Origin of the sequence: Flavobacterium sp., assembly GCF_017744675.1 — a bacterium.
Taxonomy (GTDB): domain Bacteria; phylum Bacteroidota; class Bacteroidia; order Flavobacteriales; family Flavobacteriaceae; genus Flavobacterium.
Genome location: NZ_JAGIAV010000002.1, coordinates 443,942 through 458,045 on the forward strand (window position 1 = coordinate 443,942; position 14,104 = coordinate 458,045).

The window sequence follows — 14,104 nt, forward strand, 5'->3', positions numbered from 1 at the left end:
CTAGAAAAGAGCGTTAAAACTGCAAAAACATGCATTTTGTAAATTTTAAAGATAAATCAAATAAATATTTTGAGGCAAATTCTGCATTATTTTGCGTTTTTTAAATTATTTTTCGAAAAAAAATCCAAAATAATGCATTTATATGCAATAAATAAATATATTTGCTCAACAACAACCATAAAAAACCAGATTAATCATGAAAAAGTTACTCTTTATTTCAGTGTTGGTTTTGTGCATTCAAACAGCATTTGGACAAGCAAAAACAGTTACTGGAACAGTAAAAAGCAAATCAGACGGAATTCCAATTCCTGGGGTCAGTGTCGTTATTCAAGGAACCAAAAATGGTACGACAACTGACTTTGATGGAAACTACAGCATTTCTGTAGCAGAGGGACGAACTCTAAGCTTTAGTTATATGGGCTATGAAACTCAATTAATTAAAGTAGAAAGCCAGCAGAAAATAAATGTTGGACTTGTAGAAAGTACTTCGAAACTAGACGAAGTAGTTGTTGTAGGTTTTGCTTCTCAGAAAAAAACGAACCTAACAGGAGCTGTTGCAAGCATTGATGTTAATAAAACAATCGGCAGTCGACCTTTAACTGATGTTAGTAAAGCTTTACAAGGTACTACACCAGGTGTTAATATCAATTTCAACTCAGGAAATATCAACCGTGCCGCAAAAATCAACATTCGTGGAGCGGGTACTGTTAATGGTTCTGATGATCCTTTAATATTAGTAGATGGTGTTCCGACAGACTTAGCATTGATCAATCCGAACGATATCGCAACGATGTCTGTACTTAAAGATGCCGCTTCTGCATCTATTTATGGTGCACGTGCTGCTTTTGGTGTTGTTTTGATTACTACAAAAGGAGGAAAAACAGGAGAAGGGAAAGTGAGATTTTCTTATTCTGCCAATACTGCTTTCACAAATCCAATTTCTACACTTAAATTCTTAGATCCAACAGAAGAGATTCCAGGATTAATTGCTGCTGGAACAAGAACTGATGGTTCAACACCAGAGATTTTTGGTCAAAACTACAGTATATTATTAGACGGAATTAAAAATTGGAAAGCAAAATACGCAAACAACCGTACTAGTAATGAAATGGTTTATGGAGAAGATTGGGAAATAAAAAACGGTACACCTTATTTCTACAGAGTTTGGGATGCTAACAAAGAACTGTATGCAAGCAATGCATTGCAAACAACACACAACATTTCTGCGCAAGGAAATTTAGGAAATAAAAGTTCATTCTTTGCTTCGTTCGGACTTACAAACCAAGATGGTATGTTGAGAGTAAATCAAGAAAAAAGACAAAGAATCAACATTAACTTAGGCTTTACTACCAAATTGGCAGATTGGCTTACAGGAGATTTCAAAGTAATGACTATTAATAGCCAATACGACCAGCCATTTAATTATTATGGAGGTTCTGGTACAGATGATACAGGATATGGAGGTTATTTTGGATATGCTCTGCGTTGGGGTCAATATTTCCCGAATTTCGGAACGTACAGAGGTTACAATTTCCGTACAGCTGGAGGGTATTTGTCTAATGCTTCTAGAAACGAAAACAATAAACGCAATGCTAGAGTAAGTGCTAAATTTACTGCAGACATTACTAAGGATTTAAATCTTATCACAGAAATAAGCAGTGTAAACGAATATTACAACAGAAAACAAAATGGAGGTAAATTCTTAGCTTGGGACAGCTGGTCTGCAATGCCTTATGATGCCACTACAATTCAGACTGCTACTCCAGCAACTCTTGAGATAGGAAACGATTTTGTTGGACAATCAAAATCGGAGTCTACTACAAATGTGGTGAATATTTATGGTAACTATAAAAAACAATTTGACAAACATAATTTCAAATTCTTGGCAGGTTTTAACTCAGAGTGGCAAAATTTCTCTCGTACTTACGCAAGAAGAAATACGCTTTTAGACAAAACTAAACCAGAATTTAACCTTGCAGTTGGTGAGCAATTTGTTTCTGGAGCTGCAAACACAGATTTAAACCCAACGGTAACAGAATATTCGATTGCAGGTTTCTTTGGCCGAATCAACTATGACTACAACGGAATTTATTTAGTAGAGCTTAATGCTCGTTATGACGGTTCTTCAAGATTTCCAACCAACGAGCAATGGGGATTCTTCCCTTCTGCTTCTGTAGGTTACAAAATTGTGAATGAGAAATTTATGGAAGGAACTCGCGGTTGGTTAAACGATCTTAAATTGCGTGGTTCTATTGGATCAATCGGAAATCAAAACGTTGGAAACAATGCTTTCTTATCTATCATGAGCGCTAAAAATCCTTCTTGGGTAAATAGCGGTACTACTATTCCTCCTTCTACAAATTTACCAACTAACGTAGATCCTGCCTTAACTTGGGAAAAAGTAATGACTAAAGATGTGGGTATCGATGTTAAAATATTTAATATGCTTGGTGCTTCTTTCGACTGGTACCAACGTGATACAAAAGGAATGCTTGCTCCTGGTATAACACTTCCAGGTTCATTTGGTCAATCTTCTGCACAGACTAACTCAGGAAACATGAGAACTAAAGGTTGGGAGCTTTCATTAAACTTTAATAAAGATTTGAGCGAGACTGCTTCTATTTTTGTGGATGTTGCTTTATCTGATTCAAAATCTGTTATTACAAAATGGAACAACTCTTCTAAATTATTAGCTTTAGTAACGCCTGGCACAACTCCGTACTACGATGGATTCGAAATTGGACAAATCTGGGGATTAACTAGTGACAGACTTCTTCAAGCTGATGACGTAATTACAAATAACGGAAAAACGGTAAATGGAGTTGACTACTCTAAAACAATGGGAGGTAACTTTAAATACGGTGCAGGAGATGTTCACTATGTAGATATCGACGGTGACGGAGCTATTACTCGTGGAGCTGGAACTGCTGATGATCATGGAGATTTGAAAAAAATTGGTAACTCAACACCTCGTTACAGATATGGTATCACATTAGGTGGAAAATTCCGCGGATTTGATATTTCTACTTTCTTCCAAGGGGTTGGAAAACGTGATTACTGGGCTGCTTCAGATGCTGTATTGCCTTTCTTCCGTGCGCCTCAGCAAATGTACGCCAACCAAGCAGATTACTGGACTCCACAAAACACAGATGCTTACTGGCCAAATCCATACTATGGTAACGAAGCAAATACTTTTGGTTCTGGTACTAGCGGACAAAATAACTTTGTTACTTCTACAAGATATTTATTAGACATGTCTTATTTCCGTCTTAAAAACTTTACTATCGGATATAATTTGCCAGCTGCTATTGTGAAAAAAGCAGGATTAGAAAAAGTAAGATTATATACTTCTGGTGAAAATATTGCGACTTGGGCAGACAAACGTCTTCCTGTTGATCCTGAAATTGACGAAACAGAAGTTTTCTGGGGAAGAGCTTATCCTTACACTAAAACTTGGTCAGTTGGTGTTGATATCGCTTTCTAATCTCTAACTATTCAAAACTTATACAATGAAAAAATACAATATAAAATCTAAGTTTCTGCTAATGTTTGCCACTGCTTTACTTGCAGGAAGTGCAGTTAGCTGTTCAGATTATCTTACAGACGATCCTGCAGATAAATTTACAAACGATAACTTTTGGCAGTCAGAAGACAACGTAAAAACCTTTTCATGGTTGAATTATGATACTTTTTATGGTTACGGAAATGGAACGACAATCGGACTTTCTTTTTTCTACTATCATGGAAGTGATTACAGAGTAGATGATAACTTGTCTGCCTTTACTTTTTATCAAATGCCAGTTACTGCGGCAACGACCAATATTTATTCTTGGAACGAATATTACACGCTTATCCGCCGTTGCAATTTGATGCTGGAAAAAATCCCGACAGTAAACATGTCGACAGAAAAAAAGAACCATTACATTGGAGTTGCTAAATTTTTTAGAGCTTATACGTATTTCCGTTTAGTGCAAAAATTTGGCGATGTACCTTACACTGATAAGTATCTAGCTCAAGATGATGCAGCAGTTTATGCTCCTGCAAAACCAAGAGCAGAGATTATGGACAAAGTAATTGCAGAACTTCAAGAAGCGGCAGATTTAATGCTGGTAAACGACGATAAAAACGTTACAGCAAATAAATATACAGCTTATGCAGCTTTAAGTAATGCCTGCCTCTATGAAGGAACTTACAGAAAATACCATTTAGGTCAAGACGGAAGTATTTATCTTAACAAAGCAAAAGCTGCTTCTTTGATGGTCATGAACAATCCGAGCTACAAATTAAATGCAGATTGGAAAGGACTTTACAACTCAGTTGAATTGCTTGGAAACTCAGAAGTGATATTGGCAAAACGTTACTTAACCAACGTATTGATGCACTCTCTTCAAAACTATACCAATACGTCAACAATTCAGTATGGTTTAACAAAATGGGCCGCTGACAGTTATGTAACTACAAACGGATTGCCAATTCAGCAAGCAGGAAACAGCCAATATACTGGTGATGATACTGCTGCTAAAACATTTGCTAACAGAGATCCACGCTTTGGAAAAACAGTTAATCCAGCAAACTACGGTTACAAAGGAAAACCTTTTGGTACAGCAGCTTTAGTTTCTATGTCTGGATATGTATTTGAATTGTATAACAACCCTGCTACAACAGGTCCAGATGTAACTACTGGAGGACGTAATTACACAGATGCTCCATTGTTTACTTTAAGCGAAGTTTATCTAAATTATGCTGAAGCATGTGCAGAATTAGGAAACGCAACCAACAGCGATCTTGATATGTCAATCAACAAAGTTCGTGCACGTGCTGGAATCGCCCCTTTAACTACTGACGGAATTAACGCTTCTGCAAATGGAGTACAAATTAATGACCCAAGAAGAACTTCGTCTTTAGAACAAATCTCGGGTATTGTGAGTCCATTAATATGGGAAGTTCGTCGTGAGCGTCAAATTGAATTCATGAGCTGGACCACTTTAAGACAAGCAGATATCTACCGTTGGAAAAAAGGAGATTATTTGGATACTAATAAAAATCCAGATGTAAACCTTGGTGCTAGAATTGGTTCGCCAGTTGGTTCTCAAACTGTAGTAGATGCAAACGGATACGTGAAAATTTATCCAGCAAGCACAAGAACATTTGAGCCAAAGCATTATTTAATGAACATTCCAACAAATGACATTGATTTATACAAAGCTCAAGGTGTAGAACTAAAACAAAATCCAGGCTGGTAATCTCAGTACAAATAAGATAAATTGCCCCACAATAATCTTAAACTGCCTCTGAAATGAGAATTTTAGAGGCAGTATTTTAAAATACTCTTTTTTAAAACACATTGTGACTGATAAAAAGATCAAATAAAATTACAACCTGATAAATTCAGGCTTTTACATCTTAGTTTTTAGATTCCCCAATCTACTTTAAACATTCATATACTCCGATAAAATCTTAATTTTATTAGTCCATTGTCTTTAACTAATAACTGTATTTAAAATGATAAAATTTATAGCAAAAAGTACTTTTGTTGCAGCATTTCTATTTTGTGCCCCAACCTATTCAGCAGAAAATCGATCAATTGAAGTCAATCATTCCGCAGATTTCAATTACGCTGTAATAAAAACCGGAGCCGACAATTACGAAAAATACCTTCCGCTTTTAAAAAATAAAAAAGTTGGAATTGTAACCAACCAAACTGGAATTTTAACCAACAAAACTCATGTGGTTGATTTTCTTTTGGAGAAAAAAATTGCGGTTCAGACTATTTTTGCCCCAGAACACGGATTTAGAGGAACAGCCGATGCAGGAGAACATGTTGTTGACGGAAAAGATCAAAAAACCGGTTTGCCCATCATTTCGCTTTATGGCGACAACAAAAAACCAAAACCAGCACAGTTAGCTAGTCTAGACGTCATGATTTTTGACCTTCAGGATGTAGGTGCGAGATTCTATACTTACATTTCTTCTTTACATTATGTAATGGAAGCCTGTGCAGAGAATAATATTCCGCTTATTGTTTTAGACCGACCAAATCCAAATGGTTCTATTGTAGACGGACCTCTTTTAGAAAAAGAATTTACAAGTTTTGTCGGTATGCACCCTATTCCACTCCTTCACGGAATGACAATTGGTGAATATGCACAAATGGTAAATGGAGAAAAATGGCTGAAAGACGGTATTCAATGCAAACTAACTGTAATTCCTTGTCTAGATTATAAAAGAACAATGCCTTATAGTTTATTGGTAAAACCTTCTCCAAATCTGCCTAACGATCAATCGATAAATTTATACGCCAGTTTATGCCTTTTTGAAGGAACCAATGTGAGCATGGGACGCGGAACCGAAAAACAATTCCAAATTTATGGTTCTCCGTATTTAGCCAACACCTCTTTCAGCTTTACTCCAAAACCTAACTTTGGTGCAAAAGATCCATTATACAACGGAAAAGAATGTTTTGGCGAAGACTTAACGGCTTATCCAAAACTAAAACAGCTAGAATTAAAATGGCTAATAAAAGCCTATCAAAACACGAGTGATAAGACTAAATTCTTCAACGGATTTTTTACCAAACTCGCAGGAACAAAAAAATTACAACAGCAAATTGAAAGTGGCGTTTCTGAAAGTGAGATCAGGAAAACATGGCAGAAAGACCTTGAAGCTTTCAAAAAAATGCGAACAAAATATCTGATTTATAAATAATATTTCTAATTCAATTCTCTTAGACTTAATTTTTTAAACAATAGAAACATAGACTTTGATAGACTTACAATAAAAGCGTTTCATTAGCATAAACACACACATATATATTGCTAAGTACATGAATGTATTTCTCTTTGGTTTGTTTTTTAAAGATTGGTTACCTTTTTAAACAAAAATCAAAACCTGTGTTTCTATGTTTTAAAATTAAATTCTATTCTAGATAAAAACAGCAAACTATTAATGTAAAAATAGCGAAACCAGAAAGTCGAAAAATTTTGGTTTCAAAAATCAAAAAAAAAGAAAAATGAAAAATAAAAATCCTGAAACTGAACAAGAATCTTTGTACAAAGACTTGGATCAAATGAGCGTGAAAGAACTTCTTACCAACATTAATACAGAAGACAAAAAAGTTCCGCATATTATAGAAGAACAGATTCCTAAAATAGAAAAACTGGTTAAGGCCATTGTAAAAAAAATGCAATTGGGCGGAAGACTTTTTTATATTGGAGCAGGAACTTCTGGACGAATCGGGATTTTAGACGCATCAGAATGCCCGCCTACTTTTGGCGTTTCGCATGATATGATTATTGGAATTATTGCCGGTGGAGACACAGCCATTAGAAAAGCAGTTGAAAATGCAGAAGACGATACAGAGCAAGCATGGAAAGATTTAGCCAAATTTGAAATTTCAAGCTTGGATATGATTATCGGAATCGCCGCTTCTGGAAACACGCCTTATGTTTTGGGTGCTCTTAAAAAAGCAAAAGAACACAATATCAAAACAGGAAGTATTTCTTGCATCAGCAACGGACTTATTGCGCAAGAAGCCGATTACCCTATCGAATTAATTGTAGGGCCAGAATTCTTAACCGGAAGCACAAGAATGAAAGCTGGAACGGCTCAAAAACTTACTTTGAACATGATTTCTACTTCGGTAATGATCAAATTGGGAAAAGTAAAAGGCAATAAAATGGTTGATATGCAATTGTCTAACGAAAAGTTGGTAAAACGCGCTATTAAAATGATCGTTGAAGAACTTGAAATCGAACATGACGAAGCAGAAGAATTGCTACATAAACATAAAAGCGTTAGAGCTGTTTTACTGGCGCACAGTAAAAACCAAAAATTATAAATCTCGCTATCAAAATCTTTTTATAGATTTATACAAATTCAAAAGCTGAATAAATTCATTTTTTGGAGTTTTTAACACCGACCTGATAGATTAAAATCCGTCAGGTCAATTAAAAAATCTTGATGTGAATTATTTATAAAAAACCAAAAAACTACCAAATTATAAAATGACACCAAGTACCATTCTTCTATTAATTATAATTTATTTCGGAACATTATTCTATATCTCGCACCGCGTGAGCAAGAAAGACAGCGGGAACGAAGCTTTTTTTACTGCCAATAAAAATTCAAAATGGTATTTAGTTGCTTTTGGAATGATCGGAACAGCACTTTCTGGAGTTACTTTTATATCGGTTCCAGGAGAAGTTGGTGCTGCCAGCGGAGAGCAATTCAAATACTTTCAGTTTGTTTTGGGTAATGCATTAGGTTTTATTGTCATTACCAAATTATTGTTGCCATTGTATTATAGAATGAATCTGACTTCGATTTATAGTTATATCGAACACAGAATGGGCGTTTTCAGCTATAAAACGGCGGCTTCTATTTTCTTAATTAGTAGAACAATTAGTTCGGCTTTTAGACTTTATTTGGTTGTTATTGTTTTACAGCGATTTGTATTCGATTTTTATCATATTCCGTTTGCGTTTACCGTTTTAATTTCGCTTTTGCTTATTTTCTCTTATACCTACAGAGGCGGACTAAAAACAATTATTATTACGGATACTTTGCAAACGTTCTTCTTGGTCACTTCTGTCTTTTTAACCATTTATTTCATTTGCGATCGAATGGATTTAAGTGCCATTGGCGCATTCGAAGAAGTAAAAAACAGCAATTATTCTAAGATCTTTTTCTTTGATGATTTTATGGGAAGTAAATTCCATTTTGTAAAACAAATTCTGGGCGGAATGTTTGTAACCATTGCCATGACGGGTCTAGATCAGGATTTAATGCAAAAAAACTTGAGCTGTAAAAACATTGGCGAAGCACAAAAAAACATGTTCACTTTTACAGGAATATTTGTGGTAATCAATATTTTCTTTTTGAGTGTTGGAGCTTTGTTATATATCTACGCTAACAAAAACGGGATCGCAATTCCGACCGATTTAGTGACAGGAAAACCAAGAACCGATTTGCTATTCCCCGAAATTGCTCTGAACCACTTAGCGCTTGTTCCTGCCATTGTATTTTTACTAGGAATTATTGCGGCAACTTTTGCTACGACAGATTCGGCTTTAACCGCTTTGACCACTTCTTTTTGCGTTGACTTTTTAGGAATGGACAAAGCAGAAAACAGCCATAAGAAAAACACCGTAAAAATTAGACATTTAGTGCATATCAGTTTTTCTGTTTTAGTATTTTTTATCATCCTAATTTTTAATGCTATAAACGATAGTTCTGTTGTCGGAATGATCTTCAAAGTAGCTTCTTATACTTACGGACCGTTATTAGGATTATACGCTTTTGGATTGTTCCAAAAATCAAGACATGTAAACGACAAACTGGTGCCTATCATCTGTTTATTGTCTCCATTTTTCACTTATTTAATTAATGAAAATTCGAAACTATTATTTGCAGGATATGTTTTTGATAACGAATTAATTGTATTAAACGGATTAATAACTTATTTAGGATTATATATCACAAGCTCTAAAACGAGCGACACTATAAGCTTCTAATCGGCTTATTAATATGGATTAATCAATTTGGGTTTAATGCGTTAAGTTTAAATTGATTTTAAAAAAAATCACATGAAAAATTCATTCATAAAAATTAGTTTATACGCCTCTTTTATATTTTTAATTACCAATTGCGCCACTAAAAAAAACAGCGTAACCGATACCAATAAGGATATTCCTTTGAAAGACACTGTTACTTACGTTCAAAAAAACAGTACTGAGAAAAAAACTTTCTTTAAAGATTCTGATCAAGAAACAGCTTGGGTTGACAGCATTTACAACAAAATGACGGTTCAGGAAAAAATCGGCCAATTGTTTATGGTTTCGGCTTACTCGAATAAAGATTCGGTGCACGTTAATCAGATCAGCAAGCTTATTACAGATTACAAAATCGGAAACGTCATTTTCTTTCAAGGCGGACCAGTTCGTCAGGCGAAATTGACCAATTTATATCAGTCAAAAGCAAAAGTGCCTTTAATGATCGGAATCGATGCCGAATGGGGATTAGCCATGCGTTTAGATTCTACTTATCGCTATCCTTGGAACATGACTTTGGGAGCGATTCAAGATTTAAATTTGATTGAAAAAGTAGGAAGAAATATGGCAGCCGAAAACAAAAGAATCGGTGTTCATTTTAACTTTGCTCCTGTTTTGGATATTAATACCAATCCGAAGAATCCAATTATCGGAAACCGCTCTTTTGGAGAAGATAAAGTCAATGTAACAGAAAAAGCTTTGGCTTTAATGAAAGGAATTCAAGGAAACGGTGTGTTCTGCACCGGAAAACACTTTCCTGGACACGGCGACACCTCAACCGATTCGCATCACGCCTTGCCTACCGTTAATTTTTCAAAAGAACGTCTTGAGTTAGTCGAACTATATCCATACAAAAAATTGTTCGACGAAGGTTTGGCTTCTGTAATGGTCGCACATCTTAATATTCCGAGTTTAGAATCACAGCCAAACTGTCCGTCTTCAGCTTCTTATAACGTTGTTACGAATTTGCTTCAAAAAGAACTAGGCTTCAACGGATTGATTTTCACTGATGGCTTAGCTATGAAAGGCGCAGCAAATTTTAAAGGTCCTGGAGATCTAGAAATCGCCGTGATTTTAGCAGGAAACGACATTTTACTTTGTCCAGATAATGTGCCTGTAGCTTGTCAAAAACTTGAAGCCGCTTATAATGAAAATATAATTACAGAAGAACGTTTAGCACATTCGGTTAAAAAAATATTACACTTCAAATACAAAGCGGGACTTAATAAATACAAACCAATTGATATAAATAATTTGGTTGAAGATTTGAATCCGACACAAAATGATGCTTTGCATTATAAATTGTATGAAAACGCGATTACGGTTTTAAAAAACGAAAAAGAAATTCTTCCGATAAAAGATTTAAGTGAAAAAATTGCCTACATCAAATTGGGTGAAGACACTAATAGCACTTTTGTTTCTACCTTAAAAAAATATACGAATATAACAGAAGTTAGAGATGTCAATCTTGACAGTTTGAACAAGGAATTGAAAAAATTTGACAAAGTTATTATCAGCTATCACAAAGTAAATAAAGCTTGGGAAAAACAAGAGTTCACGCTACAAGAAATGCTTTGGCTGAAAGAAATTGCAAAACACAACAAAGTCATTTTAGACATTTTTGCGAAACCATATTCGCTATTGTCAATCAAAGATTTTGATGATATTGAAGGATTGGTCGTTTCGTATCAAAACTCAGATATTAGCCAAGTCGTATCGGCAGAATTGCTTTTTGGAGCTATTGATGCCAAAGGAAAATTGCCTGTTTCGATTAATGATGCTTTTCATGTCAATGACGGTTTAACGACAGAAAAACTGAATCGTTTGGCTTTTACAGCTCCAGAAAATGTCAATATGAATCCCGCCATTTTATCTAAAATAGATGCTGTAGCACAAAAAGCAATTGATGGAAAAATGGCGCCAGGAATGCAGGTTTTGGTTGCGAGAAAAGGAAATGTCATTTTTCAGAAATCCTACGGAGCACAGACTTACGATAACGGAAAAAAAGTGGCCAATACAGATTTGTACGATGTCGCTTCGATTTCTAAAATGATTTCGACACTGCCAAATGTGATGCAATTGTACGATAAAAATAAAGTAGAATTGGACACCAAGCTAAAAGATATGTTGCCTTTTTTTGCCAAAACAAACAAAGAAAACATCACTTTCAAAGATTTACTAAACCATTATGCTGGACTTCAAGCTTGGATTCCGTTTTATAAAGCAACTTTAGACAGCAACAATCAGCCTTCTGAAAAATATTATAGTAAAGTAGCAGGTCCTGATTTTACAACAAAAGTGGCTGAGAACCTTTACATCCGAAATGATTATCACGATACAATTATGAAAATCATTGCCGAAAGTCCCGTATCTCCAAAAAAAGAATACAAATACAGTGACTTTACTTTTATCATTTTAAAAGAATATTTGGAAAGAAAAACGCATAAAAAATTAGAAGATTTAAGCAAAGAAAACTTCTACAGCACTTTAGGAATGACCAATACGCTTTACAATCCGTTAGAGCGATTTGATAAAAGCAGTATTGCTCCAACTGAAATCGATAATTATTTCAGACACCAAGTTATTCAAGGTTATGTACATGATATGGCGGCCGCAATGGAAGGCGGAATAGCTGGTCACGCAGGAATTTTTTCAAACAGTATGGATGTGGCCAAAATGATGCAACTGTTTTTGCAAAAAGGAAATTATGGCGGCATTCAATATTTCTCTCCAGAAACTTTTGATGCTTTTAATACTTGCTATTACAAAAATCAAGGTGTTCTGAGAGGTTTAGGATTTGACAAAAGAGTCCACAAAGGTGGACCAACTTGCGATTGCGTTTCAGAAGCAAGTTTCGGTCACACCGGTTTTACAGGAAACATGGCTTGGGCAGATCCAGAAACCGAAATTGTCTATGTTTTCCTTTCTAACAGAACTTATCCAGAGGTGGTTAATGACGAAAATAAATTAGCCAAAGGAAAAATCAGAGAAGAAATCCAACAGATCATTCAAGATGCAATTATCAAATAAATTCCAAATTTTAAATTCCAAATTCCAAACCATAAACTATAAACCAAAAACTATAAATTCAAAACCATCAACCATAAACTATCAACCATAAACTATAAAACCCCATGACAAAAGAACGTTTAACTTCACTCGATGTCTTTAGAGGATTTACCATTTTCTTAATGACGATTGTAAATAATCCGGGAAGCTGGTCTTCTATTTATCCGCCCCTAGAACACGCCGAATGGCATGGTTGCACGCCTACTGATCTAGTTTTCCCGTTTTTTGTTTTTATAATGGGAACTGCAATTCCGTTTGCAATGCCTGTAAAACATTTTGACGGAAGTGTTTTCAATAAAATCTTAGTACGTTCGCTTCGAATTTTCTGTTTAGGATTATTTTTAAGCGTCTTCAGCAGAATTTATCTATTTGGTTTAGAAGGAATTCCGTTGTTAGGAGTAAGATTGCTTATTGCTTTTGCGGTCGCTTATGCCCTTTTAGGAAACTTTTCAATGAAAGTGAAAACTATTCTTGCCATTGGAATCTTTATCACACTAATTTCTTTATCCTTCAGCGGATTAGAGCATTTTGAAGATACCCGAATTCCAGGCGTTTTACAGCGAATTGCCATTGTGTATTTCTTTACCTCAATTTTGTATTTAAAATCCAATTTAAAAACGCAACTTTTAGTTTTAGCCACACTTTTGATCGGATACTGGCTTTTAATGGCGTTTGTTCCCGTTCCTGGATTTGGACCTGCTAATTTCGATAAAGGAACTAATCTCGCGGCTTGGGCAGACAATACGCTTCTAAATGGGCATTTATGGGCATCTTCTAAAACTTGGGATCCAGAAGGAATCTTGAGCACATTGCCAGCCATCGGAACTGGAATTTTAGGAATGTACATCGGGCAGCTTTTAAACTTAAACGTTGATAAAATCGAAATCGTAAAAAAAACCGCTATTGCAGGCATTGTTTTAGTAATTGGCGGTTTAATTTGGAACATCTTCTTCCCGATCAACAAATCGCTTTGGACCAGTTCTTATGTTTTATACACCGCTGGAATTGCTACAATTTGTTTAACGCTTTTGTATTATATAATCGATATTAAAGGCTATAAAAAATGGACAAAATTATTCTTGATTTGGGGTGTAAATCCAATGATCGTGTTTTTCTTTTCTGGAGTAATTCCGAGAATTTTAAGTTCGATAAAAGTAGCTGATCCCGAAACTGCCGGAGAAGAAATCGGACTTCAGGCATATATTTATAATCATGGAATTGTGCCTTGTTTCGAAAATCCGTTGAATGCTTCATTGGCTTATGCTTTGTCTTATGCCGTTTTCTGGTCTCTCATTTTATGGATTTTCTACAAAAAGAAATTGATTTTTAAAGTGTAATTACAATTTATCAAAATAAAAATTCCGTTAGGAATGGTTTTTATATTGTAGCAACGGATTTTAATCCGTTGAATTAAAGTTGACGCATTTTTTTGGAAGTTCCGTAGGAACGATTCATATTGAAATTTATATATGCCGAACCTACGGTTC

The 14,104-nt window shown here is 35.2% G+C and carries 7 protein-coding genes; all 7 read left to right on the forward strand.

What is annotated here, in order from left to right:
* The first annotated feature begins 196 nt into the window (after nt 1–196).
* The 7 genes from J7574_RS07365 (at nt 197) to J7574_RS07395 (ending at nt 13,954) form a co-directional block, all read left to right on the forward strand.
* Complete coding sequence (locus tag J7574_RS07365; RefSeq protein WP_290966421.1) at nt 197–3,484, forward strand: TonB-dependent receptor; 3,288 nt, start codon at nt 197–199, stop codon at nt 3,482–3,484.
* Between the two features lie 25 nt (nt 3,485–3,509).
* A complete protein-coding gene (locus tag J7574_RS07370) occupies nt 3,510–5,243 on the forward strand; it encodes a RagB/SusD family nutrient uptake outer membrane protein (RefSeq protein ID WP_290966424.1) in 1,734 nt (577 codons plus the stop codon).
* Between the two features lie 259 nt (nt 5,244–5,502).
* The gene (locus J7574_RS07375; RefSeq protein WP_290966427.1) at nt 5,503–6,705 is read left to right on the forward strand and encodes a DUF1343 domain-containing protein; all 1,203 of its coding nucleotides are present in this window, start codon (nt 5,503–5,505) and stop codon (nt 6,703–6,705) included.
* A gap of 304 nt (nt 6,706–7,009) precedes the next feature.
* Nucleotides 7,010–7,837 carry an N-acetylmuramic acid 6-phosphate etherase gene (gene murQ, locus J7574_RS07380; RefSeq protein ID WP_290966429.1) on the forward strand — a complete coding sequence of 276 codons (828 nt, stop codon included), beginning with the start codon at nt 7,010–7,012 and terminating at the stop codon, nt 7,835–7,837.
* A 166-nt stretch (nt 7,838–8,003) separates the two neighbouring features.
* The gene (locus J7574_RS07385; protein ID WP_290966431.1) at nt 8,004–9,512 is read left to right on the forward strand and encodes a sodium:solute symporter; all 1,509 of its coding nucleotides are present in this window, start codon (nt 8,004–8,006) and stop codon (nt 9,510–9,512) included.
* Between the two features lie 72 nt (nt 9,513–9,584).
* Nucleotides 9,585–12,578, forward strand: a complete 2,994-nt coding sequence (locus tag J7574_RS07390; protein WP_290966432.1) for a glycoside hydrolase family 3 N-terminal domain-containing protein — start codon at nt 9,585–9,587, stop codon at nt 12,576–12,578.
* 104 nt (nt 12,579–12,682) lie between these two features.
* Nucleotides 12,683–13,954 carry a DUF5009 domain-containing protein gene (locus J7574_RS07395; RefSeq protein ID WP_290966435.1) on the forward strand — a complete coding sequence of 424 codons (1,272 nt, stop codon included), beginning with the start codon at nt 12,683–12,685 and terminating at the stop codon, nt 13,952–13,954.
* Nucleotides 13,955–14,104: the final 150 nt, after the last annotated feature.